This is a genomic window from Streptomyces sp. B3I8, from assembly GCF_030816915.1.
Taxonomy (GTDB): Bacteria; Actinomycetota; Actinomycetes; order Streptomycetales; family Streptomycetaceae; genus Streptomyces.
In genome coordinates, this window is the sequence record NZ_JAUSYN010000002.1 from 2,485,827 (window position 1) to 2,511,512 (window position 25,686).

The following is a 25,686-nucleotide window of genomic DNA, read 5'->3' on the forward strand; positions in this document are numbered from 1 at the left end:
CATGGACCACAAGCTCTCCCCCGAGCTGGAAGAACTCCGCCGCACGGTCGAGGAGTTCGCCCACGACGTCGTCGCCCCCAAGATCGGCGACTTCTACGAGCGGCACGAGTTCCCCTACGAGATCGTCCGCGAGATGGGGCGGATGGGCCTGTTCGGGCTGCCGTTCCCGGAGGAGTACGGCGGCATGGGCGGCGACTACTTCGCGCTCGGCATCGCCCTGGAGGAGCTGGCCCGGGTCGACTCCTCCGTCGCCATCACCCTGGAGGCCGGGGTCTCGCTCGGCGCCATGCCGCTGCACCTGTTCGGCACCGAGGAGCAGAAGCGCGAGTGGCTCCCCCGGCTGTGCGCGGGCGAGATCCTGGGCGCGTTCGGCCTGACCGAACCCGAGGGCGGCTCGGACGCGGGGGCGACGCGCACCACGGCCCGCCTGGACGAGAAGACGGACGAGTGGGTGATCAACGGCACCAAGTGCTTCATCACCAACTCGGGCACGGACATCACCGGCCTGGTCACGGTGACGGCGGTGACGGACCGCAAGCCGGACGGCAGGCCGGTCATCTCCTCGATCATCGTCCCGTCCGGTACCCCGGGCTTCACGGTCGCGGCACCGTACTCCAAGGTCGGCTGGAACGCGTCGGACACCCGTGAGCTGTCCTTCGCCGACGTCCGCGTCCCGGCGGCCAACCTGCTCGGTGAACTGGGCCGGGGCTACGCCCAGTTCCTGCGCATCCTGGACGAGGGCCGGGTGGCGATCGCCGCGCTGGCCACCGGTCTGGCGCAGGGCTGCGTGGACGAGTCGGTGAAGTACGCCAAGGAGCGCAAGGCGTTCGGCCGTCACATCGGCGCGTACCAGGCCATCCAGTTCAAGATCGCCGACATGGAGACCAAGGCGCACACCTCCCGACTGGCCTGGCGTGACGCGGCCTCCCGGCTGGTCTCCGGCGACCCCTTCAAGAAGGAGGCCGCCCTGGCGAAGCTGTACTCCTCCACGATCGCGGTCGACAACGCCCGTGAGGCCACCCAGATTCACGGCGGATACGGCTTCATGAACGAGTACCCGGTGGCGCGCATGTGGCGTGACGCCAAGATCCTGGAGATCGGCGAGGGCACCAGCGAGGTCCAGCGCATGCTGATCGCAAGGGAGTTGGGCCTGCCGAGCTGACGCCCGCGCGTCGAGGATCCGCACAGGGGGCGTCGGCCGCACATGCGCGGACCGTGCGGTTCGGCGTCGCCCGCCGGGTTACCCCCCTGTGGGCGGCGCCCGGGACCCCGCCCCCTGGACAGGATATGAGGTTAGGCTAACCTACCTTCGAACTCGCCCGGCGGGTGAACCCCGCCCCGTTCGAAAGTAGCCACGCCATGCCCAACGCCCGTGCCCTCCGCCCCTCCCGCCGCGGCATCCTCGCCGCCGGCGGCGCCCTCGGCCTCGGCGCCGTGCTCGCGGCCTGCGGTGACGACAACGGGAAGAGCGGCGGCTCGGGCGACTCCTCCGCGGCGGGCACGAAGGGTCCCTGGAGCTTCAAGGACGACCGCGGCAAGACCTCCGAGGCCGACAAGGTCCCCTCGAACATCGTCGCGTTCGTCGGTGTGGCCGCCGCGCTGCACGACTACGGCGTGCCGGTGAAGGGCGTCTTCGGGCCGACGAAGACCAAGGACGGCAAGGCCGACGTCCAGGCCGGCGACATGGACGTCAGCAAGGTGACCGTCCTCGGCAACGAGTGGGGCCAGTTCAACATCGAGAAGTACGCGGCCCTCGCCCCGGACCTCCTCGTCTCCACCATGTTCGACGCCACGGGCACCCTCTGGTACGTCCCCGAGGAGTCGAAGAAGAAGGTCGAGGCCGTCGGCGCGCCGAGCGTGGGCGTCTCCGTCTACGACCGGCAGATGCCCGAGCCGCTCCAGCGGATGCTGGCGCTCGCCAAGACGCTCGGCGCGGACACCGGCTCCAGCGAGATCGCCGCCGCGAAGAAGCGGTTCGAGGACGCCGCGGCCCGGCTGCGCGCCGCCGCCAAGGCCCACCCCGACATCAAGGTCATGGCCGGTTCCGCGAGCCAGGACATCTTCTACGTCTCCGGCACCGATCTGTCCATCGATCTGGAGTACTTCAAGTCCCTCGGGGTCAACTTCGTCGAGCCGGCCGAGGCCGCCAAGAAGGCGAGCGGCGGCTGGTTCGAGAACCTGAGCTGGGAGAACGTCGACAAGCACCCGGCCGACATCATCATGATGGACAACCGGACCTCCGCGATCCAGCCGGCGGACATCACCGAGGCGACGTGGAAGAAGCTGCCGGCCGTGAAGGCGGGTCAGGTCGTCCCGCGCAACCCGGAGCCGATCCTGTCCTACGGCAAGTGCGCGCCGCTCCTGGAGGACCTCGCCAAGGCGATCGAGGGCGCGAAGAAGGTGAGCTGAGCGCTCTCCCGGACCACGGAGGCGGGCGCGGCCGGCATCGGCGCGGACAGCGACAGGACGCGCCCCCGCAGCCCTCAGCCGGTGCCTCACCCCGCGTCCCCACCGGCGCGATCGTCGCCACGTCCGCCATAGATCCAGACGCTCAACTTAGGTTAGGCTAACCTAAGTTAAAGCCGTCTCGGAGGGCCCCCACATGCGCTCGCAGCTGCTCACTCACACGACCGCGGAGCGGTACCGCCGCTCGGTGGCCGACGGAATCGAACGGGTGGCGACCCACATCGCCGCCGCCGACCGTCCGTTCACCGGTGTCACCGTCGACGCCCTCTCCGCCGTCGTCGACGCCGTCGACCTCGACCGCCCGCTGGGCGACACCGCCGCCGCGCTGGACGAGCTGGAGGAGGTCTACCTCCGTGACGCCGTCTACTTCCACCACCCCCGCTACCTCGCCCACCTCAACTGCCCGGTCGTCCTCCCGGCCCTGGTCGGCGAGGCCGTGCTGTCCGCCGTCAACTCCTCGCTGGACACCTGGGACCAGTCGGCCGGCGGCACCCTCATCGAGCGGAAGCTGATCGACTGGACCGCCGAGCGGATCGGCCTCGGCCCGGCCGCCGACGGGGTGTTCACCTCCGGCGGCACCCAGTCCAACCTCCAGGCCCTGCTGCTGGCCCGCGAGGAGGCCAAGACCGACGACACCGCGAAGCTGCGCGTCTTCGCCTCCGAGGCGAGCCACTTCAGCGTGCGGAAATCGGCGAAACTGCTGGGCCTGGCCCCCGACGCCGTCGTCCCCGTACCCGTCGACCGCGACAAGCGGATGCAGACCGTGGCGCTCGCCCGGGAGCTCCAGGCGTGCCAGGAGGCCGGACTGGCCCCGATGGCCGTCGTCGCCACCGCCGGCACCACCGACTTCGGCTCCATCGACCCGCTCCCCGAGATCGCCGAACTGTGCGCCCGCCACGGGGCCTGGTTGCACGTGGACGCCGCCTACGGCTGCGGACTGCTGGTCTCGCGCCGGAACCGGGACCGGCTGACCGGCATCGAGCGCGCCGACTCCGTCACCGTCGACTACCACAAGTCCTTCTTCCAGCCGGTGAGTTCCTCCGCCGTCCTGGTCCGCGACGGCGGCACCCTGCGGCACGCCACCTACCACGCGGAGTACCTCAACCCGCGCCGGGCGGTCGCCGAGCGCATCCCCAACCAGGTCGACAAATCCCTGCAGACCACCCGCCGCTTCGACGCCCTCAAACTCTGGCTCACCCTGCGCGTGATGGGTGCCGACGGCATCGGCGCGCTCTTCGACGAGGTGTGCGACCTGGCCTCCGAGGGCTGGCGGATGCTCGCCGCCGACCCGCGCTTCGACGTCGTCGTGGCGCCCCGCCTGTCCACCCTCGTCTTCCGCTACATCCCGGCCGCCGCCACCGACCCCGCCGCCATCGACCGCGCCAACCTCTACGCCCGCAAGGCGCTGTTCGCCTCCGGCGACGCCGTGGTCGCCGGCACCAAGGTGAACGACCGCCACTACCTGAAGTTCACCCTGCTCAACCCCGAGACGCGGACCGACGACATCGCCGCCGTCCTCGATCTGATCGCCGGCCACGCCGAGCAGTACCTGGGAGACTCCCTTGACCGCGCCTGCTGAACACCCCGACACCGCCCTCGACTTCGTCGGCATCGGGCTCGGCCCGTTCAACCTCGGCCTGGCCTGCCTCACCGAGCCGATCACCGAGCTGAACGGCGTCTTCCTGGAGTCCAAGCCCGCCTTCTCCTGGCACTCCGGGATGTTCCTCGACGGGGCCCACCTGCAGACCCCGTTCATGTCGGACCTGGTCACCCTGGCCGACCCCACCTCCCCGTACTCCTTCCTCAACTACCTCAAGGAGTCCGGGCGGCTGTACTCGTTCTACATCCGGGAGAACTTCTACCCGCTGCGCGTCGAGTACGACGACTACTGCCGCTGGGCCGCCGCACAGCTCAGCAGCATCCGCTACGACACCACCGTCACCGAGGTGACGTACGACGAGACGGACGCGCTGTACGTGGTCCGCACCGGCACCGGCGACACCTACCGGGCCCGCCGGCTGGTCCTCGGCACCGGCACCCCGCCCCACGTCCCCGAGCCGTGCCGCGACCTGCCCGGCGACTGGATCCACAACTCCCGTTACCTGGAGCACCGCGCCGAGCTGGTGCGCAAGGAGTCGATCACGCTGGTCGGCAGCGGCCAGTCCGCCGCCGAGATCTATCACGACCTCCTCGGCGAGATCGACGTGCACGGCTACCAGCTCAACTGGGTCACCCGCTCCCCGCGCTTCTTCCCGCTGGAGTACACCAAGCTGACGCTGGAGATGACCTCCCCGGAGTACGTCGACTACTTCCACGCGCTGCCCGAGGACACCCGCTACCGCCTCACCGCGCAGCAGAAGGGCCTGTTCAAGGGCATCGACGGGGCCCTGATCGACGACATCTTCGACCTGCTGTACCGGAAGAACCTCGGCGGCGCCGTCCCCACCCGGCTGCTCACCAACTCCGCCCTCACCAGCGCCCGGCACGAGGAGGGCGGCTACGTCCTCGGCTTCCGGCAGGAGGAGCAGGGCAAGGACTTCGAACTGCGCTCCGAGGGGCTGGTCCTCGCCACCGGCTACCGGTACCGCACCCCGGACTTCCTGGCCCCGGTCGCCGACCGGCTGCGCCTGGACTCCCGGGGCAACTTCGACGTGTCGCGCGGCTACGCGATCGACGTCACCGGCAGCGGCGTCTTCCTGCAGAACGCCGGCGTCCACGCCCACTCGGTCACCTCCCCCGACCTGGGCATGGGCCCCTACCGCAACAGCGTCATCATCAGGGAGCTGCTCGGCCGGGAGTACTACCCCGTGGAGAAGTCGATCGCCTTCCAGGAGTTCGCCGTATGAGCACGCACACCGCCGGTGCCGTGGGCACCCTCACCCTCCGCCCGCTCGACCCGCTGCACGACGCCGAACTGCTGCACGGCTGGGTCACGCACCCCAAGTCCGCGTTCTGGATGATGGGCGACGCCCGCCTGGAGGACGTCGAGCGCGCGTACATGGAGATCGCCGCCGACCCGCACCACGAGGCGTTCCTCGGCCTGCACGACGGCGCCCCGGCGTTCCTCATGGAGCGCTACGACCCCGCCCACCGCGAGCTGGCCGGCCTCTACGAGGCGGAGCCGGGCGACGTCGGGATGCACTTCCTGGTCGCCCCTGCCGACCACCCCGTGCACGGCTTCACCCGCGCGGTCCTCACCACCGTCGTGCGCCACCTCTTCGAGGACCCGGCCACCACCCGGGTCGTGGTCGAGCCCGACGTGCGCAACACGGCCGTGCAGGCCCTCAACGCCGCCGTCGGCTTCGTGCCCGACCGGGAGATAGTGAAGCCCGAGAAACGGGCGCTGCTGAGCTTCTGCACCCGGGAGCGGTTCGAGAGGGCGGTGGCGGCCCGATGAGCCTCTCCGACGCCGTGGCCCACCTGACCCCCGCGCACTGGGAGCGGGCCAACCGGCTGCTGCTGCGCAAGGCGCTGGCCGAGTTCGCCCACGAACGGCTGCTCACCCCCGAGGCGGACGGCGACGGCTACCTCGTCCGCAGCGACGACGGCCGTACGGTGTACCGCTTCACCGCCCGCCGCCGCGCCCTGGACCACTGGACCGTGGACGCGGATTCCGTCGCCCGGCACCGCGAGGGCACCGAACTCCCGCTCGACGCGATGGACTTCTTCATCGAGCTGCGCGCCACGCTGGGGCTGAGCGAGACGATCCTCCCGGTCTACCTGGAGGAGATCTCCTCCACCCTCTCCAGCACCTGCTACAAGCTCGCCAAGCCGCAGGTCACCGCCGCCGAGCTGGCCCGCGCCGGGTTCCAGGAGGTGGAGTCCGGCATGACCGAGGGCCACCCCTGCTTCGTCGCGAACAACGGGCGGCTCGGTTTCGGCATCCACGAGTACCTGTCGTACGCGCCCGAGACCGCGAGCCCGGTCCGCCTGGTGTGGCTGGCGGCGCACCGCTCCCGGGCGACGTTCACGGCGGGCGAGGGCCTCGCGTACGAGTCCTTCGTGCGCGAGGAACTGGGCGCCGCAGCGCTCGCCCGCTTCGAGGGCACCCTCCGCGACCGGGGCCTCGACCCGGCCGACTACCTCCTTCTGCCCGTCCACCCCTGGCAGTGGTGGAACAAGCTCTCCGTCACCTTCGCCGCCGAGGTCGCCCGCCGGAACCTGGTGTGCCTGGGCGAGGGCGACGACACCTACCTGCCCCAGCAGTCCATCCGGACGTTCTTCAACTCGAGCCACCCCGGCAAGCACTACGTGAAGACAGCCCTGTCGGTCCTCAACATGGGCTTCATGCGCGGCCTGTCGGCGGCGTACATGGAGGCGACCCCGGCGATCAACGACTGGCTGGCCCGGCTCGTCAACGCCGACCCGGTGCTCAAGGCCACCGGTGTCTCCGTCATCCGCGAGCGCGCGGCCGTCGGCTACCGGCACCTGGAGTACGAGGCGGCCACCGACCGGTACTCCCCGTACCGCAAGATGCTCGCCGCGCTGTGGCGGGAGAGCCCGGTGCCCTCGCTCGAGGACGGCGAGACCCTGGCCACCATGGCCTCGCTGCTGCACGTGGACCACGAGGGCGGCTCCTTCGCGGCGGCCCTGATCGACCGCTCGGGCCTGCCCGCGCGGGAGTGGCTGCGCGGCTGTCTGCGCGCCTACCTCACCCCGCTCCTGCACAGCTTCTACGCCTACGACCTGGCGTTCATGCCGCACGGCGAGAACGTCATCCTGGTCCTGAAGGACGGCGCGGTCCGCCGCGCGATCCACAAGGACATCGCGGAGGAGATCGCGGTCATGGACCCGGACGCGGTGCTCCCGCCGGGGGTGGACCGCATCCGTGTCGACGTGCCCGACGAGCAGAAGCCGCTGTGCCTGTTCACGGACGTCTTCGACTGTTTCCTCCGCTTCCTGTCCGCGATCCTGGCGGACGCGGAGGTTCTGACGGAGGACGACTTCTGGCGGACGGTGGCGGAGGTGGTGCGCGAGTACCAGGCAAGCGTGCCGGAACTGGCGGAGAAGTTCCGCCGGTACGACATGTTCGCGCCCGAGTTCGCCCTGTCCTGCCTCAACCGCCTCCAGCTCCGCGACAACCGCCAGATGGTGGACCTGGCGGACCCGTCCGCCGCCCTGCAACTGGTGGGCACGCTCGCCAACCCGCTGGCCGGCCGCTGACCCGGTGCCCGCCCAGGGCTTCAGTGCTCCGGGCGGGCGTCCCGGCCGGGGAGGCCGAACAGCCGGGCCGCGTTGTCGTGGCACACGGCCCGCAGCCAGTCGGACCCGAGCCCCAGGCGCTCCAGGGCCCGGAGCTGGTGGAGGTAGGGGTAGGGGATGTTGGGGAAGTCGGTGCCGAGCAGTATCCGGTCGCCGAGGGCCGCGAGGCGGGGCAGGGCCCGCTTCGGGAACGGCATGAAGTCCTCGGTGAAGCCGGTGAACGCCATCGTGGTGTCGAGCCGCACCCGCGGGTACCGCTCGGCGAGGTCGAGGAACTCCTCGTACTCGGGCATCCCCATGTGCGCGACGACGAGGCGCAGCCGCGGATGCGCGGCGAGCACCCGGGCGACGGGTTCGGGTCCGGTGTGCCTGCCGGGCGCGGGCCCGGAGCCGCAGTGGACCACCACGGGCACCCCGGCCTCGGCCAGCAGCCCCCACACCGGCCGCAGCCGCGCGTCGGCCGGGTCGTACGCCCCCACCTGGACGTGGGCCTTGAACACCAGGGCGCCGGCCTCGACGGCGTCGCGGACGTACCCCTCGACGCCGGGTTCGGGGTGGAAGGTGGCGGTGTGCAGGCAGTCGGGGGTGCGGCGGGCGAAGTCGGCCGCCCAGCCGTTCAGCCACTCGGCCATGCCCGGCTTGTGGGGGTAGAGCATCGACGTGAAGGCCCGCACCCCGAACTCCCGCAGCCGGGCGGTGCGTTCGGCCTCCTGCGCACGGTAGGTGATCGGCCACGGCCGGCCGCCGACCAGGGGCCCGTTGGCGTCGAAGTAGTCCCAGACCTTGCGCAGGACGCGCTCGGGCATGAAGTGGGTGTGGACGTCGATCAGCCCGGGCAGCCCGAGCCCGCTCCAGAACCGGCGCACCTCACCGGTCTCGTCACCGGTCTCGTCACCCGTCTCGTCACCGGTCTCCTCGTCTCTTCCACCGCCGACCTCGTCGCCCGTCCCGCCGCCGACCTCGTCGTCGCTCTCCTCGCTCACGACCGCCACCGCACCTCGCTCGCACCGGGACCTCGCTCGCACACGCACCTCGCGTGCCGGCCCCATTGTCCGCGCCGGACCGACGGCGCCGGCAGGGGGCGGCCGTGGACCGCCCGGGAGGGCACCCCGGGCGGTCCAAGGTGGTCAGCGCGCCCGGCGGACCACCGTGAAGTGGTCGACCTGCTCGCCCGTCTCCGCGATGCCACGCACCGTCAGCGAGGCGTAGTGGCCGCGCGGGGCCGGGGTGACGTCGACGCGGAGGAAGGAGTAGTCGAGGTAACGGACGCGGGACCAGGCGACCGTCTCCGTCTTCTTGCCGTCCTTCTGGACGACGAAGGAGAGGACCTCGTCGTTGTCCTTGACGTTGTCCTCGTAGGACTCGTCCGCGCTGAAGGCGTACAGGCTCCTGCCCGCCGCGCCGGCCGTGACGTACACGACGCCGTCCGTCTCGGAGTACGCCGTCCCGCCGATCGGGAGTTTCTTGGTGACCTCGCCGCCCTTGAGGACGTCCGTGCGCTCGTAGACGTGGTTGTGGCCGTTGATGACCAGGTCGACCGTGTACTTCTCGAACAGCGGCACCCATTCCTGGCGCACGCCGCCCTCGGAGGCGTGGGCGGTGGAGGTGCAGTACGCGCAGTGGTGGAAGAAGACGACGACGAAGTCGATGTCCCGGTCGGCGCGGTACTTCCTGAGCTGCCTCTCCAGCCACTGCGTCTGCGTGCCGCCGGACAGACCGAGGTTGGCCGGGATCTCGAAGGAGACGTCGTTGGCGTCCAGCGAGATGACGGCCGTGTTGCCGTGGACGAAGGAGTAGACGCCGGGGAGGTTCCGGGTGTCCGGGCCGTTGTCCGGCAGGGTCCAGCGGGCCTCCTCGCCGCCGTAGCCGTGGGGCGCGTACCAGGCCTCCATGTCATGGTTGCCGTACGCGACCATCCACGGCACCTGCTTGGCGACGGACTCGGTCTGGTGCAGGAACTGGTCCCAGGTGCGCGAGTCGAATCCGGTGTCGTCGCTCCTGCCCTGGCCGGCCGGGTCGCCGTAGGCGATGTCGCCCGCGTGCAGGTGGAAGGCCGGGTTCTGGGCGAGGATCAGCGCGTCGTTGGCGAGGCCGTGGTAGCTGACGCCCTGGTCGCCGAAGGCGGTGAAGGTGAACGGCTCGGCCCTGGACGGGGCGGTGGTGAAGGTGCCGAGTGTGCCGAGGAGGTGTGCCTCGGCCGGGTCGAAGCCCCGGTGGCCGACGCCGTAGTAGTACGTCCGGCCCGGACGCAGGTGGGTCAGCTTCGCGTGCACGTAGTACTGGGTGTGGTCGCCGCCGGCGCCGACACCGGCCGGAGTGTGGAGGGAGCGGACCTCGGCGCCGATCCTCTGGGAGAGGTCCCAGGGGTGGGCGCCGATCCGGACGAACGGGTCCTTCACGGCGGTCGGCACCTGCCACGAGACGGTCATCTCGGTACGCGGGTCGGTGCCGTAGGCGAGGTGGCGGCCGAAGGGGGCGACGAGTGCGCCGTCGGCCGCGTCCTTCCCGGAGGAGAACGTCGTCGGGGCGGCGGTGCTCGCGGCGGGGGTGGCGGCCTGGGCCACCGCCCCGGGGACGAAGACACCGCCGGCGACGGCGCCGAGCGTCACGGCGCCGCCTCTCATCATCGTGCGCCGGGAGAATCTCGCCCGCAGGTATTCGTGCTGCTCCGCCATGCTCATGCGCGCGGCCAGCTTCTCCGGTACTCCCATACGAGGTGTGTCCATGTGGCCAGAAGTTGCCCCCTACAGGCAACGTGCGGCGGGACACGGGATGGACAGCCGTCGAACAGGCGCCCATGAGACTCTCATTATCAGATACCGCAGCACCCTGCCCGAAATCGGGCAAGATTCTTGCGGATCCGCCGGACTTACCCCAGGATCTACCGGGTGCACGACGAACTTGTTGACCATCTGACGCGCTCCACGCCCCTCAGCAGGGGCGAGGCGCTGCGCGTGGTCCAGGACGTGCTCGCCTACTTCGACGAGACGACCGAGACGTACGTCCGTCGCCGGCACCGCGAACTCCAGGCGCAGGGCCTGGTGAACGCGTCCATCTTCGAACACATAGAGGCGGACCTGAAGTACCGCGCGGTGTCGCCGCCGGAGCTGACGCTCCGCCAGTTGCGTCGCATCGTCTACGGCTGAGGACCCCGCCGCACCCTCCACGAACCAGCGGGCATCACACCACACACAGAACAAGGGGCAGAACTCACATATGTGCGGAATCGTCGGATACATCGGTAGGCGCGACGTGGCGCCGCTGCTCCTCGAAGGGCTGCAGCGGCTGGAGTACCGGGGCTACGACTCCGCGGGCATCGTCGTCACCAGCCCCAAGGCGACCGGCCTGAAGATGGTCAAGGCCAAGGGCCGGGTGCGCGACCTGGAGGCCAAGGTCCCCGCGCGCTTCAAGGGCACCGTCGGCATCGCCCACACCCGCTGGGCCACCCACGGCGCCCCGTCCGACGCCAACGCGCACCCGCACCTGTCGGCCGACAACAAGGTCGCCGTCGTCCACAACGGCATCATCGACAACGCCGCCGACCTCCGGAAGAAGCTCGAGGCCGACGGCGTCGAGTTCCTCTCCGACACCGACACCGAGGTCCTCACCCACCTCGTCGCCCGCTCCGAGGCGACGAAGCTGGAGGACAAGGTCCGCGAGGCGCTGCGCGTCGTCGAGGGCACGTACGGCATCGCCGTCATGCACGCCGACTTCCCCGACCGGATCGTGGTGGCCCGCAACGGGTCCCCCGTCGTGCTCGGCATCGGCGAGAAGGAGATGTTCGTCGCCTCCGACGTGGCGGCGCTCGTCACCCACACCCGGCAGATAGTCACGCTGGACGACGGCGAGATGGCCACCCTCAAGGCCGACGACTTCCGCACCTACACCACCGAGGGCACCCGCACCACGGCGGAGCCGACCACGGTGGAGTGGGAGGCCGAGTCGTACGACATGGGCGGCCACGACACCTACATGCACAAGGAGATCCACGAGCAGGCCGAGGCGGTCGACCGCGTGCTGCGCGGCCGCATCGACGACCGGTTCTCCACCGTGCACCTGGGCGGCCTCAACCTCGGCGCCCGCGAGGCGCGCGCGGTGCGCCGGGTGAAGATCCTGGGCTGCGGCACCTCGTACCACGCCGGCATGATCGGCGCGCAGATGATCGAGGAGCTGGCCCGCATCCCCGCCGACGCCGAGCCGGCCTCCGAGTTCCGCTACCGCAACGCGGTCGTGGACCCCGACACGCTGTACGTCGCCGTCTCCCAGTCCGGCGAGACCTACGACGTGCTGGCGGCCGTGCAGGAACTGAAGCGCAAGGGTGCGCGGGTGCTCGGCGTGGTGAACGTCGTGGGCTCGGCCATCGCGCGCGAGGCCGACGGCGGCATCTACGTGCACGCCGGGCCCGAGGTGTGCGTGGTCTCCACCAAGTGCTTCACCAACACCACCGTGGCCTTCGCCCTGCTCGCGCTGCACCTGGGGCGGACCCGGGATCTGTCGGTGCGGGACGGGAAGCGGATCATCGAGGGGCTGCGGCGGCTGCCGGGGCAGATCAACGAGGTTCTGAAGCAGGAGGAGGAGATCAAGCGGCTTGCCGAGAGTTACGCCGAGGCCCGCTCGATGCTCTTCATCGGCCGTGTCCGGGGCTACCCGGTCGCCCGTGAGGCCTCGTTGAAGCTGAAGGAGGTCTCGTACATCCACGCCGAGGCGTACCCGGCCTCCGAGCTGAAGCACGGGCCGCTGGCGCTGATCGAGCCGGCGCTGCCGACGGTGGCGATCGTGCCGGACGACGATCTGCTGGAGAAGAACCGGGCGGCGCTGGAGGAGATCAAGGCCCGCAGCGGCAAGATCCTCGCGGTGGCGCACCAGGACCAGCCCAAGGCCGACCAGACGATCGTCGTGCCGAAGAACGAGGACGAGCTGGATCCGATCCTGATGGGGATTCCGCTGCAACTCCTCGCGTATCACACGGCGTTGGCGCTGGGCCGGGACATCGACAAGCCGCGGAACCTGGCGAAGTCGGTGACGGTGGAGTAGGGCGGGCGTCACGGGGTGTGCGGCGGGGTGCGGCGAGAGTTCTTGTTCGCCCCCGCCGCCCCTTCCCTCCCCCGAGATCTCGGCCTCGCCCGAGCAGGGGGACCCCCTTCGTCCCCGGGGGCCGCGCCTCCGGACCTCCGAAACATGTGCCCACGCGGCGGAGCCACACATCGAGACGGCCCCGCGCCCCTGTCAGGGCTACGCCGTCACCCGACGGCCCCACGTGCGGCGGGGCACCGTCGTCGGCCAGTGGGCCAGCGCCGCCGTCGCCGCGTACCAGGCGACCGCCCCCGCCGCCACGGCGAACCAGCCGCCGACCTTGCCGAGGGCGTCGCCGCCCGCGAGGACGGATATCGCGAGCAGCACCAGCGAGACGAAGAACAGTCCGTAGGTGCCCTGGTCGAGCACGCCGCTGCCGGCGGCGCCGAGGGTCAGGGTCAGTGCCACGAGGGCGAACAGCAGCAGGAACAGTCCGGCCGCGTTGTCGGAGACCTGGTCCCCCGCCGAGACGGCCCAGGTGAACCACAGGGCACCGAGCGCCGCGAAGGCGGTGCCGTGGCCGGTGTCACGGTCACGGAAGGCCAGCAGACCGATGAGGAAGAGGGCGACTCCGCCCACGTAGTGGGCGAGTGTCACGGCGTTGGCCGCCGTGACGCCGTCGATCACGTCGGTGTGTCCGAGGCCGAAGGCCAACAGGGTGATACCCAGGGCGAGTCGGCCGGCGACGGTGGTCGTACTGCTTCCCGCGGAGACGTCATTGTCCACGACGGGCTCCCTTCATGCGCGCTTGTGAAGTTGCACGTGACCGGTATATGCCCTTCACATGCGTACGAACACCTCTACGTGAGGGTAACTTCACCGCGCGTCAGGAGCGCTCGCGGAGGATCCGTCCGGTTCAGGGGATGACGACCACCGGGCGCCGGGCGCGCTTGGCCAGGCGGCCCGCGACCGAGCCGAACAGCCGGCCCACGAAGCCGTGCGTGGAGCCGACGACGATCGCGTCCGCCGCGTACTCCTGCCCGACCTCCTCGAGTTCGTGGCAGATGTCGCCCCCGCGCTCGACCAGGATCCAGGGCACCTCGGCGAGATAGTCCGCGCAGGCCAGTTCCAGGCCCAGCACCTCGGTGCGGTGGTCGGGGACGTCGACGAAGACCGGGGGCTCGCAGCCCGCCCACACCGTGGTGGGCAGCCGGTTGGCGACATGCACGATGATCAGGCCCGAGCGGCTGCGCCGGGCCATGCCGATCGCGTAGGAGAGGGCGCGCTCGCTGGAGGTGGAACCGTCGAAGCCGACGACCACACCGTGCTGGAACGCGGGGTCGCAGGACGTGCGGTTCTCGTCCGACGCCAGCGGGTCGGCCGAGGCGGGCTCGGCGACCGACCGCTTGCGGTCCGCGGGTTCGAAGAATTCGTGACCGGCCATGAGTGTCTCGGCGTTGTGATCCTCGTCGGTGACTGCGGCGTGCGGGAAGACGACGGTGCGCGGCGGAGCTGTCCGGGAAACACCTTCCCCGGCCCATACCCCAAAGGGTACGGCGGCACGCCTTCCCGGCCCAGGGAACGGGCCCGGCCCCCGCACTGGCCGCGCGGGGTTCCCCGGAGCATGCACGAGCCACCGCCCCCGACGCAACGGTTCCTGCCCCTTACAGGCGTCACCACGGCGGCTTCACGCGGACTTCACAGCACCTTCCCGGGCATCGGGCGCCTTTCGGACGCCTGCCGGGCGCCTTTCGGACGTCCTTGCCGCACACGCAACCCGATCATCGCAGTGACCGGCGGCGCCACCCCGCGTTGAACCCCGTGAGCCATCGCCCCAGGGAGCCTTTGTTGCCCGCACCCCGTCCGCCCCACGGCCGCCGCCCGCGCGCCCGCACCCGCACCGGTCCCCCTGCCCCCGCCCCCGCCCAGGACACCGTCGGCGATCTCGTCCGCTGGGCCGCGTTCAGTTGCGTCCTCGTGCCCGTCGTCCTCGTCTGGTACGGCACCTCGCTGGCCGGTGCCACCGGCGCCGCACTGGGACTGGCGGCCGTCACCGCCGTCTGCCGCGCCCTGCTGCGCCGCTCCGAACGGCACGCCGCGCGAGCGGCACTGGAGGCGCACCGGCCCCGTCCCGCCCACGCGTCCGACGAGCCCCGCGGACGTCAGGAGTCCCGGACCGGTCCAGGGGGACGCCAGGCCGCCCACGCGCGCACCCGGCAGCCGGCTCACGCCGGAGTGTCCCAGGGGGCGCACAGGGGCGGTCGCCGGCCCCGCCGAAATACGCCGGTCGACTGACCGGTTTCCGCGCACGCGCCCGCATGTTTTCGGCCAACTTCCCGGCCATGTGCGGACACCCCCCGGAGACCCCTCCACAGCCCGTTCGACCTGCACCGAAAGGGTCTGCCGGGACGCGCGCACCCTATGGGGACCGGCCACCGGGACAAGGCGCACTTCCCTGCACGGCCCACGAGTGCAACGCTTCGTGATCGAATGCTTTACGCCAAGTTGCCATGTCGACAATTCGCCGGATGGTGAACCGGTCACGCCGGCGCCACCCGAAGCAGTAGATTCGATCATGACTGTCTTACGGCGGGGGACTCGTGCTGGACCGAGGGGAAACGTGTTGGAGCGACAGACCCGAAGCATGGAGGGCGCCGCGACCACCGAGGGGGGCTTAGCAGTATGAGCCACGACTCCACTGCCGCGCCGGAAGCCGCGGCCCGGAAACTCTCCGGGCGCCGCCGCAAGGAGATCGTCGCTGTGCTGCTGTTCAGCGGCGGCCCCATCTTCGAAAGTTCCATACCGCTGTCGGTGTTCGGGATCGACCGCCAGGACGCCGGCGTGCCGCGCTACCGCTTGTTGGTGTGCGGTGGCGAGGAGGGCCCGCTGCGGACCACAGGGGGCCTCGAACTCACCGCACCACATGGGCTGGAGGCGATATCACGGGCCGGCACGGTTGTCGTACCGGCCTGGCGTTCGATCACTTCTCCGCCGCCGGAGGAGGCGCTCGACGCACTGCGCCGGGCGCACGAGGAGGGCGCGCGGATCGTCGGGCTGTGCACCGGCGCGTTCGTGCTGGCCGCCGCCGGACTGCTGGACGGCCGCCCGGCCACCACGCACTGGATGTACGCGCCGACGCTGGCCAAGCGCTATCCGTCGGTGCACGTCGATCCCCGCGAGCTCTTCGTGGACGACGGCGACGTGCTGACCAGTGCCGGTACGGCCGCGGGCATCGACCTGTGCCTGCACATCGTGCGGTCGGACCACGGGAACGAGGCGGCCGGCGCGCTGGCTCGCCGCCTGGTGGTGCCACCGCGCCGCAGTGGCGGCCAGGAGCGCTACCTGGACCGCTCTTTACCGGAGGAGATCGGCGCCGACCCGCTCGCCGAGGTCGTCGCCTGGGCCCTGGAACATCTCCACGAGCAGTTCGACGTGGAGACGCTGGCCGCCCGCGCGTACATGAGCCGGCGCACGTTCGACCGCCGGTTCCGTTCGCTCACGGGCAGCGCGCCGCTGCAGTGGCTGATCACCCAGCGGGTGCTGCAGGCACAGCGGCTGCTGGAGACCTCCGACTACTCGGTCGACGAGGTCGCGGGCCGCTGCGGGTTCCGTTCGCCGGTGGCGCTGCGCGGGCACTTCCGGCGGCAGCTCGGCTCGTCCCCGGCCGCGTACCGGGCGGCGTACCGGGCGCGTCGGCCGCAGAGTGACCGGCCGACGGACACCGAGGGCTCCCCGAGTCAGGTGGCGGGCCCCGGCGGCCCGCAGTCGGCGCCGCAGGAGCAGCCGCCGCAGGTGCCGATGCAGTCGCGGCGTGCCGCGGCGGCGAACGCCCTGGGCGCGGCGGCCTCCGTCTCGGCCCCGGCGCCCGAACACGGGCACGGACACGGACAGGGGATCGGCAGGCACGCGCAGGAGATGCACTACGCGGGCAGCGGACGCGCGGGGGCTCCTGGCTCGCGCGGCGCGTCGTAGCGGGCACCACCCGCCGGGGCGGGGCGGGGCACGCCGTACGGGACCACCCGGTCCGGTACGGCGTGCCCCGCCCCGCTCCCGTACGTCCGGGCACAAGTCCCCGTGCACGGCCGGTCCGCCGCGCCGTCGCGGGGTCATAGGCTAAGCGTCATGAACGATCGCATGGTGTGGATCGACTGCGAGATGACCGGTCTCTCGCTGTCCTCCGACGCGCTCATCGAAGTGGCCGCGCTGGTCACCGATTCCGAGCTGAACGTACTGGGCGAGGGGGTGGACATCGTCATCCGGCCGCCGGACGAGGCGCTGGAGACGATGCCCGAGGTGGTGCGCGCGATGCACACGTCCTCCGGCCTGCTGTCCGAACTGGCGTCCGGCACGACGTTGGCCGACGCCGAGGAGCGGGTGCTCGCCTATGTGCGGGAGCACGTCAAGGAGCCCGGCAAGGCACCCCTGTGCGGCAACTCCGTCGGCACCGACCGGGGCTTCCTGACCCGGGACATGCCCGCCCTGGAGCAGTACCTGCACTACCGCATCGTGGACGTCAGTTCGGTGAAGGAGCTGGCCCGGCGCTGGTACCCGCGGGCGTACTACAACAGCCCCGACAAGAACGGCAACCACCGGGCACTGGCAGACATCCGGGAATCCATCGCGGAGCTGCGCTACTACCGGGAGGCGATCTTCGTACCGCAGCCCGGACCGGACTCCGACACGGCCCGCACGATCGCCGCCAAACACGTCCTGCCCGGTACCTGACCTGGGCATCCGGCCTCCGCGCCGGCCCCGGACGCCCTCCGCGGAAAGGCGTGCGCGAGCACCCCCGCGGAACCTGTACACTTTTTCTCGGCCGGTCGGTGGAACACCAGGGAAACCGTCGGTCATGGTGGGTGTAGCTCAGATGGTAGAGCACCTGGTTGTGGTCCAGGATGTCGCGGGTTCGAGTCCCGTCACTCACCCTCTTCGAAGAGGCCGATGACCTGCAACAACAGGTCATCGGCCTCTTCCCTTCCCCAAGTGGCCGCACCGATGGCCACTTGGGATGATGAAGAAGGTTCCCTCTTCCCTCCAGGGCGAGCATCCGTGAGCGTCTCTGTGATCCTGACGCGACCACCTCCAGGAGGTCCTCATGACCAAGACAGGACCCCAGCGTTACCCGGGCGCCAGCACCACGTACTGGTACCAGGACAAGTACGGCGGCGACGCCATGGAAGTCAACACCGTCGTCTGGCACACCACCGAGGGCAGGAGCCTGACGGACTACGAGGGCGGGGCCATTGCCCCGAACCTCACGGCCGTGCCGGACTTCACGCACAAGAAGCTGGTCTGGTACCAGCACTTCGACTTCGACGTCTCCAGCCGGGCCCTCGCCCACACGGGCTCCGTGGCCACCAACACGCTCAACGTGGTCCAGATCGAGATCGTCGGCACGTGCGACCCGGTCGCTCACGGGAAGTGGGGCAGCGCTCCCCACCTGTACACGCCGGAGCTGCCGGACTGGGTGATCCGGGACCTCGGAGCCTTCACCAAGTGGGCGCACGAGCAGCACGGCGTGCCCCTCACCTCGGACGTGACGTTCAAGGCGTACCCGGCCTCCCGCGGCCCCGGCAACGGCGTGCGCATGTCCGACGCCAAGTGGCTGCACTTCTCCGGCCACTGCGGACACCAGCACGTCCCCAGCGGCAACGAGCACGGCGACCCGGGCATGTTCCCGATGGCCGCCGTCCTGGCCGTCGCGAGGGGCGGCACCGTGGCGGAGAGCTTGCTCCCCGAGGTCGCCGACCGGCTCGCCCACCTCACCGAGAGTGTCGAGACGCTGACCGAGAAGGTCGACGCGCTCGCGCAGAGGAGCTGACCGGCCGGGCGCTCCCGCACGACCGCCACACCGTCCGGGCGACGAGTGAGTCCGGGGACCTCTGCGTTCCGGCTACGACGACGCCCTCACCACCAGTTCCGTCGGCAGGACCTCGTGGCGGCGTTCCGCGGGGACCTCGGCCGGGAGGCGGTGGGCGGCGATCTCGTGGAGGAGGAGATCGATCATCGCGCGTCCCATCTCCTCGATCGGCTGGCGAACACTGGTCAGCGGCGGGTCCATGTGGCGGGCGATCGCGGAGTCGTCGTAACCGACCAGGGCGACGTCCTCGGGTATGCGGCGGCCCGCCTCGCGCAGCACCTGGCGGGCGCCGGCGGCCATGACGTCGGAGCCGGCGAAGACCGCGTCGAGGTGCGGGGTGCGCTCCAGCAGCCGGGTCATCGCGCGGCGGCCGCCCTCCTCGGTGAAGTCGCCCGGTTCGAGTAGGTGTTCGTGGCCCGGGAGCCCCGCGTCCCGCAGTGCCTCCCGGTAGCCGTCCAGGCGTCGCTGGGCGCCGTAGACCGCGAGCAGGCCGGTGATGTGGGCGACGGTGCGGCGGCCGCCCGCCAGGAGGTGCTCGACGGCCGAGCGGGCGCCCGCGTAGTTGTCCGAGTCGACCGAGGCGAGCGTCTCCGCCCCCGAGCGCGGGCCGCTGATCACGGCCGGGATCTCCAGCTGGGCGATCAGATCGGGCAGCGGGTCGTCGGCGTGCACGGAGACCAGGAGCACCCCGTCCACCCGGTGCGCGGCCAGGTACTGGGCGAGGCGGCGGCGTTCGCGGTCGCCGCCCGCGAAGATGAGCAGCAACTGCATCTCGGTGTCGGACAGTTCGGCGCCCACCCCGCGCAGCATGTCGGAGAAGTACGGTTCCGCGAAGAAGCGGGTCTCGGGTTCGGGGACGACCAGGGCGATGGCGTCGGTGCGGTTGGCGGCCAGGGCGCGGGCGGCGGTGTTGGGGACGAATCCCAGCTCCGCGACGGCCGCCTCGACGGCGGCGCGGGTGGCGTCGCTGACCCGGGGGGAACCGTTGATGACCCGGGAGACCGTGCCGCGGCCCACGCCGGCCCGGGCGGCGACCTCCTCCAGGGTGGGCCGTCGACCGCCCCGGCTCCGCCCGCCGTTGACCGCCATAGTCGCCGCCTCCTGTTTTGCCGCCTTCAGGGCAGGAATGTAACAGCCTGGGGCGGCACCTCGTACGGGCCCGTCGCCGCCCGCCGACGACCATCGTCCCTCGTCGGACGGACTCCGCGCCCCCTCCGGCGGCACAAAAGCCGGGAGGGGCGCGGCCGGTGTCCGGCCGCGCCCCTCCCGGGTGGCGGATGCCGCTCCTGCGCGCCGGTGGCCGGCCCGCGGAGGTCAGTCCCGCGCGCCGGTGGCCGGCAGCGCGTTGTCGCGGATCACGCCCGCGTACCAGTGGGCGCTGTCCTTGGGGATGCGGCGCTGGGTGGAGTAGTCGACGTAGACGGCGCCGAAGCGCTTGGAGTAGCCGTAGGACCACTCGAAGTTGTCCAGCAGCGACCACAGGAAGTAGCCCCGCACGTCGGCCCCGTCGGCGACGGCCCGGCGGACGGCGTCCAGGTGGGCGTGCAGGTAGGCCACCCGCTGCGGGTCGTTGACCTTGCCCTCGGGCGAGATGTAGTCGTCGAAGGCGGCACCGTTCTCGGTGACCATGAGCGGCAGTTGGGGGTGCGACGCGGCCAGGTCGGTCAGCAGGGTGTGCAGACCACTGGCGTCGATGGCCCAGTTCATCGCGGTGACGTTGTCGTTGGCCAGGTGGAAGGCGATGTGGTCGGAGCCGGTCCACGGGGAGTGCTCGCTGGCGCCGTGGCCGTCGTTCTTCGTGGTGCCGGCACCGTCGACCGGGTGCGAGACCACGGTGGGCGAGTAGTAGTTGACGCCGAGGACGTCGATCGGGCGGGAGATCTCCGCCAGGTCGCCGTCGTGCACCAGCTCGTTCCAGTCCACCAGGTGGGAGGTGTCGGCGATCAGGTCCTGGGGGTAGGCGCCGTCCAGGATCGGGCCGGTGAAGACGCGGTTGCCGACGGCGTCGATGCGGCGGGCGGCCTCGGCGTCCTCGGGGCTGTCGGTCAGCGGACGCACCTGGTGCAGGTTGAGGGTGATCGAGGTCTGCGCGGTCGACGGCAGGTTGTCGCGCAGCACCCCGACCGCCTTGCCGTGGGCCAGGTTCAGGTGGTGGGCGGCACGCAGGGTGGCGGCCGGGTCGGTGCGGCCGGGGGCGTGCACGCCGGAGCCGTAGCCGAGGAACGCCGAGCACCAGGGCTCGTTGAGGGTGGTCCACACGCCGACGCGGTCGCCGAGGGCGCGGGCCATGATCTCCGCGTAGTCGGCGAAGCGGTACGCGGTGTCGCGCTGCGGCCAGCCGCCCGCGTCCTCCAGCTCCTGGGGCAGGTCCCAGTGGTAGAGGGTGGCGACCGGGGCGATGCCCGCCTCCAGCAGCTCGTCGGTGAGACGGCGGTAGAAGTCCAGGCCGCGCTCGACGGCGGGGCCGCGGCCGGTGGGCTGGACCCGGGACCAGGAGACCGAGAAGCGGTACGCCTTCAGGCCGAGGTCCTTCATCAGCGCCACGTCGTCGCGGTACCGGTGGTAGTGGTCGGCGGCGATGTCGCCGGTGTCGCCGTTGCGCACCTTGCCGGGGGTGTGGCTGAAGGTGTCCCAGATGGAAGGGGTGCGACCGTCCTCGGCGGCGGCACCTTCCACCTGGTAGGCGGCGGTGGCGGCACCCCAGACGAAGTCGGCCGGGAAGGAGAGAGAGGTTTCCGTTGCCGGCCGGGCAGTGGTCTCGGGTCGTACGGCGGTCATGGTGAGAACGCTCCCAAAGTGGCGTGAGGAGGGCCGGACGGTGATCCGGCGGCGGGGGGGAAGGCGGGTCGGGTCCGGGTGCGGGCCCGCGAGGGGAAGGGGGTTCGGTGCGGCGCGAACCCCGCGGGTGGCGGAGGGGGAAGGAGCCGGGGCGGACAGCGCGTTGTCCCCCGCCCGCCGCGGCCCCGCCCGTACGGCCCGTGTGCGGGACGGGCCGTGCCGGGCAGGACGTACGGACGGCGGACGGACGCTTGCGCGCGGACGGTGGACGCGCGGGCGTCAGCCCTTGACCGCGCCCGCCATGATGCCGCCGACGATCTGCTTGCCGAAGACCACGAACACCAGCAGCAGCGGCAGCGTGCTGATCAGCGCGCCCGCCATGACGATGCTCTGGTCCGGCGTGTACGAGGCGCTGAGCTGGCCGAGGGCCACCTGGAGGGTGGGGTTGGTCTGGTTCAGCGCGAGGAACGGCCAGAAGAAGTCGTTCCAGGCCTGCACGAAGGTGAGCATGCCGAGCACCATCATCGCGGGCCTGGCGGCGGGCAGGACGACGTTCCAGACGATGCGGATGTTGCTCGCCCCGTCGACCTTGGCGGCCTCGATGAGTTCGTAGGGCAGCGCCTCGATCAGGTACTGCCGCATGAAGAACACGCCGAACGCGCCGACCAGGGTCGGGAAGATCACCGACTCTAGCTTCCCGTTCCAGCCGATGTCCGACATCATCATGTACAGCGGCACGACGCTGAGCTGCGGCGGGATCGTCAGGGTCGCGATCACGGCGGTCATCAGCGCGCCCCGGCCACGGAAGCGCATCTTGGCGAACGCGTAGCCGGCCAGGGTACAGAAGAACAGCGTGGCGGCGGTGATGCAGCCGGCCACGATGGCGGTGTTGACGATGGCCTTGCCGAGGTTGGCCTGTTCCCAGGCCGTCTGCAGATTGGTCCACAGCCTGCCGCCCGGAAGGAACGGGGGCGGGGTGTCGAGGACGCGCTGCTGGTCGTGCGAGGCGGCCACCAGCGTCCAGTACAGCGGGAAGACGGAGCCCAGGCCGACGATCGTCAGGAAGACGTAGGTGAGGGGACCGCCCTTGAGCTGCTGGCCGGCGCCCATCTTGAAGCGGCTGCGGGCCGGGCCCGCGTCGGCGGGGCCCGTGGCCGGGGCCGGCCCCGGTACGGCGGTCTTGGTGGGACTTGTCGTGGTCATCGATGTCACTCCCGTCAGACCGCGCTCTTGCGCACGAATCGGCCGATGATCCAGTTGATCAGGGCGATGAGCAGCAGCAGGACGAGCATGGCCCAGGCGACGGCCGCGGCCGGGCCCAGGTGTCCGAGCTTCCAGCCGTAGTTGTAGAGGTAGATGCTCAGGGTCTCGTACTGGTGGTCGCTGCCGCCGACGGAACCCAGGGTGCCGCCCTGCAGCAGCAGCGGCTCACCGAACAACTGCATGGAACCGATCGTCGAGATGACGATGGTGAACAGGATCGTCGGCCGCAGCGAGGGGATGGTCACCTTGCGGAACTGCTGCCAGCGCGTCGCCCCGTCGATGGAGGCGGCCTCGTAGAGGTCGGTCGGCACGGCCTGCATGGCCGCCAGGTAGATCAGGGCGTTGTAGCCGGTCCAGCGCCAGATGATGATGACCGAGATGGCGATCTTGGACGTCCAGTGCCCGTTGCCCCAGTTGGTGTCGCTGGAGGCGCCGAAGAAGTGCAGCACCCAGTTGAGCAGGCCGCCGTCGGTCCGGAAGACCAGGGCGAAGACGAGGGCGGCGGTCGCGACCGAGGTGGCGTACGGGGTCAGGATCAGCGTCCGCCAGAAGGTGCTGGCGCGCAGCTTGTAGTTGAGCAGGTGGGCGAGGCCCAGCGCGACCAGCAGCTGCGGGACGGTCGAGATGACGCCGATGACGAACGTGTTGGAGACGGCCGTCCAGAACTCCGAGTCCTGGAGGATCTTCGTGAAGTTGTCGAAGCCGACCCACTCGGACTGGTCGAGGGTGGTCATCTCCACCCGGTGCAGTGCTATCCAGCCGGTGTAGAGGAGCGGGTAGAGGCCGAAGGCGCCGAAGATCAGGAAGAAGGGCGCGATGTAGGCGTACGGCGACGCCTTGTCGTCGAAGCGCCACAGGCGGGAGCGCCACGCGCTGCGTTCCTTCGACACTGTGCCGGAGCCGCCGGGCGGCGGGCTGACGGCGCCCTGTGTGGGGGTTGTCGTTGCCACGGAGGGAGTCCTTCCCTGGGAGGTTGCGGCGGGTAGGGGGCGGGAGGCGCGTGCACGGGCGACCGTCCCGCCGCTCCCTGCGCTGTTCGGTACGGTATCGAGCCGCCCGCGCCGCGGCCCGACGTACGTGTGTGCGGAACCCTGGGGTTCCGCTGAGGGACCGGATCCGGCGGACGGGACCGGAGATCGGGTGTCGCTCCCGGCTCCGCCCTGTGGACGGGGCCGGATCGGGCGCGACCGGATCGGGCGCGACCGCCGGGGGCCGGCCCGTCGTACCGGCACCGTTCCCCCGTGCCGGTGCCGGTACGACGGGCCCGCACCCGGTGCGGTTCTTACCCGGACCCTGTGCGGATCCGGGTCTGCGAACCAGGTGCACCCCTCACCGGGGCACGCACCCGGCCGGCGGGTGAGCGCCGGCCCGGTGACGCGGGTGCCGTCGGCGGCCGAGGCCGCCGGTGCGGTGCGGACAGCCCCTGGGAGCCACCCGCACCGCCGGGGTTCAGCCGATCGCCTTGTCGATGTTCTGGGTCGCGGCCTTCCAAGCGTCGTCCGGCTTGGTGTTGCGCTGCTCCATGTTGTTGATCTGCGTGGAGATCGCGTCCTTGATCACGCCGTCCTTCGCACCGAGCACCGCCTCGGGGATGGACTTGGCCTCCTCGGCGTAGATCTGGCCGATCGGGGCGTTGTTGAAGTACGGCAGCTTCGCGTCCTTCACGTCGGCGAGCTCGTACGCACCCGTGTTCGACGGGAAGACGCCGATGGTCTTGAACACCTTGGCCTGCTGCTCGGGCGCGGTCAGCCACTTGACCAGCTCCTGCGCCTCCTTCACGTGGTTGCCGCTCTTCGGCACCGCGAGGAAGGAGCCACCCCAGTTGGCGGCGGAGTCGCCGGGCGCCCGGGCGATGTCCCACTTGCCCTTGTAGTTGTCACCCGAGTTGACGGAGATCTGGGCCGCCATCCACGCCGGGCAGGCCACCGTGGCGATGGTGCCCTTGCGCAGCGCCGTGGTCCACGGGTCCTGGAACTCGGCCAGGCCCTGGCTCAGCTTCTTGGACGCGGCGTCGGCGGCGAGATTCCAGCCCTTCTTGACCGACGCGCTGTCCTTGTAGACCGGCTTGCCGCTGGCGTCGTAGTACTGCTCCGAGGAGGAGGCGACCACCGCGTTGTACATCGCGCTGGCGGAGTCCATGAAGTAGGTCCCGGAGGGGGCCTTCTTCTTGTACTGCTCACCGAGCTTGATGTAGTCCTCCCAGCCGCCCTTGACCGCCTTGGCGACGGCGTCGCGGTCGGACGGCAGCCCCGCCTTCTCGAACAGGTCGCGGCGGTAGCAGAGCGACATCGGACCGATGTCGGTGCCGGCGCCGATCACCGTGCCGTCCTTGGCGGTGGCCTGCTTCTCCTTCCAGGAGACCCAGTCCTTGACGTCGATGACCTTGCTGAGGTCCTGGAACTTGGCCGCCTGGGTGTCGACGACCTCCTTGATGCGGCCGACCTCGATACCCGTGACGTCCGCCAGGCCACTGCCCGCGTTCAGCTGCTGAAGCAGCTTCGGGTAGTAGTCCTGCTCGTCGGCGGTCGTCTCTTCCTTGACCGTGATGTTCGGGTGCAGCTTGTGGTACTCGTCGAACAGCTTGGCTTCCTTGTAGCCGAACTGCCCGAAGTCCGCGAGCTTGAGGGTGATGTTCCCGTTGGAGTCCGAGCTGTCCGAGTCGTCGCTGCTGCAGCCGGTCAGCAGCAGCGCGGAGGCGGTAAGAACCGTGGTGGTCACGGCCGCTGCTCTGCGGCCTCGACCGCCGCCGGTACGGGTGATGCGCATTCCACTACTCCTTGTTCCAGTGGGGAACGGGACCTCAGGAATCGGGCCGCCGGGGACCCGGCGGCCCGGACCTGCCCTCTCGGTTCGAGCAGCGGCCAGTTCACAACACGGGTTGTGCGGTGAAAAGATGCTGGTCAACAGTGGGTGTTGCGAGGCGGAGGGAAGGGCCTTCGGTGTTCTGGTCCACACGGGAGTAACCCCCCGAGTACCCGTGGGACCGCTCCCACGCGGCATGCCGGAAGACTCGTTCCTGTGAGCCCCAGTGTCAAGACTTGAAAACGGCGTCGTTGCGCAAGCGTGTTGTAGGCGTCACGTTTACGTGTCGTGACGGCACGTGT

Annotated in this window: 21 protein-coding genes and 1 tRNA gene; 13 read left to right on the forward strand and 9 right to left on the reverse strand. The window is 70.6% G+C overall.

Annotated features, from left to right (window positions below):
- The first annotated feature begins 1 nt into the window (after position 1).
- The 6 genes from QFZ64_RS13030 (at position 2) to QFZ64_RS13055 (ending at position 7,629) form a co-directional block, all read left to right on the forward strand.
- Positions 2 to 1,162, forward strand: coding sequence for an acyl-CoA dehydrogenase family protein (locus QFZ64_RS13030; protein WP_307065272.1), 1,161 nt, complete (start codon positions 2 to 4; stop codon positions 1,160 to 1,162).
- 197 nt (positions 1,163 to 1,359) lie between these two features.
- The gene (locus tag QFZ64_RS13035) at positions 1,360 to 2,409 is read left to right on the forward strand and encodes an ABC transporter substrate-binding protein (protein WP_307065274.1); all 1,050 of its coding nucleotides are present in this window, start codon (positions 1,360 to 1,362) and stop codon (positions 2,407 to 2,409) included.
- 193 nt (positions 2,410 to 2,602) lie between these two features.
- Positions 2,603 to 4,045, forward strand: a complete 1,443-nt coding sequence (locus tag QFZ64_RS13040) for an aspartate aminotransferase family protein (protein WP_307065275.1) — start codon at positions 2,603 to 2,605, stop codon at positions 4,043 to 4,045.
- A complete protein-coding gene (locus tag QFZ64_RS13045; RefSeq protein ID WP_307065277.1) occupies positions 4,029 to 5,312 on the forward strand; it encodes a lysine N(6)-hydroxylase/L-ornithine N(5)-oxygenase family protein in 1,284 nt (427 codons plus the stop codon). Before QFZ64_RS13040 ends, QFZ64_RS13045 begins: the two co-directional genes overlap by 17 nt.
- Positions 5,309 to 5,863: a GNAT family N-acetyltransferase gene (locus tag QFZ64_RS13050; RefSeq protein WP_307065279.1), complete on the forward strand. Its 555-nt coding sequence runs from the start codon at positions 5,309 to 5,311 to the stop codon at positions 5,861 to 5,863. The genes QFZ64_RS13045 and QFZ64_RS13050 overlap by 4 nt, the downstream gene beginning before the upstream one ends.
- Positions 5,860 to 7,629: an IucA/IucC family siderophore biosynthesis protein gene (locus QFZ64_RS13055; RefSeq protein WP_307065282.1), complete on the forward strand. Its 1,770-nt coding sequence runs from the start codon at positions 5,860 to 5,862 to the stop codon at positions 7,627 to 7,629. The genes QFZ64_RS13050 and QFZ64_RS13055 overlap by 4 nt, the downstream gene beginning before the upstream one ends.
- 20 nt (positions 7,630 to 7,649) lie before the next feature.
- On the opposite strand, the gene QFZ64_RS13060 is transcribed toward QFZ64_RS13055, so the two are convergent.
- Positions 7,650 to 8,534, reverse strand: coding sequence for an amidohydrolase family protein (locus tag QFZ64_RS13060; RefSeq protein ID WP_307071677.1), 885 nt, complete (start codon positions 8,532 to 8,534; stop codon positions 7,650 to 7,652).
- 261 nt (positions 8,535 to 8,795) lie between these two features.
- Positions 8,796 to 10,379, reverse strand: a complete 1,584-nt coding sequence (locus tag QFZ64_RS13065) for a metallophosphoesterase family protein (protein ID WP_307065284.1) — start codon at positions 10,377 to 10,379, stop codon at positions 8,796 to 8,798.
- Positions 10,380 to 10,556: 177 nt separating this feature from the next.
- Between QFZ64_RS13065 and QFZ64_RS13070 the strand changes: the two genes are divergently transcribed.
- Both QFZ64_RS13070 and glmS read left to right on the forward strand, forming a co-directional pair.
- Positions 10,557 to 10,814: a hypothetical protein gene (locus QFZ64_RS13070; protein ID WP_307065286.1), complete on the forward strand. Its 258-nt coding sequence runs from the start codon at positions 10,557 to 10,559 to the stop codon at positions 10,812 to 10,814.
- A gap of 70 nt (positions 10,815 to 10,884) precedes the next feature.
- Positions 10,885 to 12,702, forward strand: a complete 1,818-nt coding sequence (glmS, locus tag QFZ64_RS13075) for a glutamine--fructose-6-phosphate transaminase (isomerizing) (RefSeq protein WP_307065288.1) — start codon at positions 10,885 to 10,887, stop codon at positions 12,700 to 12,702.
- 198 nt (positions 12,703 to 12,900) lie between these two features.
- Here the strand turns inward: glmS and QFZ64_RS13080 are convergent, their stop codons facing one another.
- Together QFZ64_RS13080 and QFZ64_RS13085 are read right to left on the reverse strand one after the other, a co-directional pair.
- Positions 12,901 to 13,467 carry a GPR1/FUN34/YaaH family transporter gene (locus QFZ64_RS13080; protein ID WP_307065289.1) on the reverse strand — a complete coding sequence of 189 codons (567 nt, stop codon included), beginning with the start codon at positions 13,465 to 13,467 and terminating at the stop codon, positions 12,901 to 12,903.
- A gap of 130 nt (positions 13,468 to 13,597) precedes the next feature.
- Positions 13,598 to 14,125, reverse strand: coding sequence for a universal stress protein (locus QFZ64_RS13085; protein WP_307065291.1), 528 nt, complete (start codon positions 14,123 to 14,125; stop codon positions 13,598 to 13,600).
- Positions 14,126 to 14,529: 404 nt separating this feature from the next.
- On the opposite strand from QFZ64_RS13085, the gene QFZ64_RS13090 reads away from it, so the two are divergent.
- The 5 genes from QFZ64_RS13090 to QFZ64_RS13110 all read left to right on the forward strand — a co-directional run bounded on the left by QFZ64_RS13090 (position 14,530) and on the right by QFZ64_RS13110 (position 18,502).
- On the forward strand, positions 14,530 to 14,976 hold the full coding sequence (locus tag QFZ64_RS13090) for a hypothetical protein (RefSeq protein WP_307065293.1): 447 nt from the start codon (positions 14,530 to 14,532) through the stop codon (positions 14,974 to 14,976).
- A gap of 387 nt (positions 14,977 to 15,363) precedes the next feature.
- Positions 15,364 to 16,653 (forward strand): helix-turn-helix domain-containing protein, encoded by a 1,290-nt coding sequence (locus tag QFZ64_RS13095; protein WP_307065295.1) that lies wholly within the window; start codon positions 15,364 to 15,366, stop codon positions 16,651 to 16,653.
- 150 nt (positions 16,654 to 16,803) lie between these two features.
- Positions 16,804 to 17,406: an oligoribonuclease gene (gene orn / locus QFZ64_RS13100; protein ID WP_307065297.1), complete on the forward strand. Its 603-nt coding sequence runs from the start codon at positions 16,804 to 16,806 to the stop codon at positions 17,404 to 17,406.
- Between the two features lie 127 nt (positions 17,407 to 17,533).
- Positions 17,534 to 17,606: transfer RNA gene (locus QFZ64_RS13105), tRNA-His, on the forward strand.
- A gap of 170 nt (positions 17,607 to 17,776) precedes the next feature.
- Positions 17,777 to 18,502, forward strand: coding sequence for a hypothetical protein (locus QFZ64_RS13110; RefSeq protein ID WP_307065299.1), 726 nt, complete (start codon positions 17,777 to 17,779; stop codon positions 18,500 to 18,502).
- A gap of 72 nt (positions 18,503 to 18,574) precedes the next feature.
- On the opposite strand, the gene QFZ64_RS13115 is transcribed toward QFZ64_RS13110, so the two are convergent.
- The 5 genes from QFZ64_RS13115 to QFZ64_RS13135 all read right to left on the reverse strand — a co-directional run bounded on the left by QFZ64_RS13115 (position 18,575) and on the right by QFZ64_RS13135 (position 25,348).
- Positions 18,575 to 19,630 (reverse strand): LacI family DNA-binding transcriptional regulator, encoded by a 1,056-nt coding sequence (locus QFZ64_RS13115; RefSeq protein WP_307065301.1) that lies wholly within the window; start codon positions 19,628 to 19,630, stop codon positions 18,575 to 18,577.
- Between the two features lie 225 nt (positions 19,631 to 19,855).
- Positions 19,856 to 21,319, reverse strand: coding sequence for a GH1 family beta-glucosidase (locus QFZ64_RS13120; protein WP_307065303.1), 1,464 nt, complete (start codon positions 21,317 to 21,319; stop codon positions 19,856 to 19,858).
- A gap of 279 nt (positions 21,320 to 21,598) precedes the next feature.
- Positions 21,599 to 22,522: a carbohydrate ABC transporter permease gene (locus QFZ64_RS13125; protein WP_307065305.1), complete on the reverse strand. Its 924-nt coding sequence runs from the start codon at positions 22,520 to 22,522 to the stop codon at positions 21,599 to 21,601.
- 14 nt (positions 22,523 to 22,536) lie between these two features.
- Positions 22,537 to 23,532, reverse strand: a complete 996-nt coding sequence (locus QFZ64_RS13130; protein ID WP_307065307.1) for a carbohydrate ABC transporter permease — start codon at positions 23,530 to 23,532, stop codon at positions 22,537 to 22,539.
- A gap of 499 nt (positions 23,533 to 24,031) precedes the next feature.
- Positions 24,032 to 25,348 carry an extracellular solute-binding protein gene (locus QFZ64_RS13135; RefSeq protein WP_307065308.1) on the reverse strand — a complete coding sequence of 439 codons (1,317 nt, stop codon included), beginning with the start codon at positions 25,346 to 25,348 and terminating at the stop codon, positions 24,032 to 24,034.
- Positions 25,349 to 25,686: the final 338 nt, after the last annotated feature.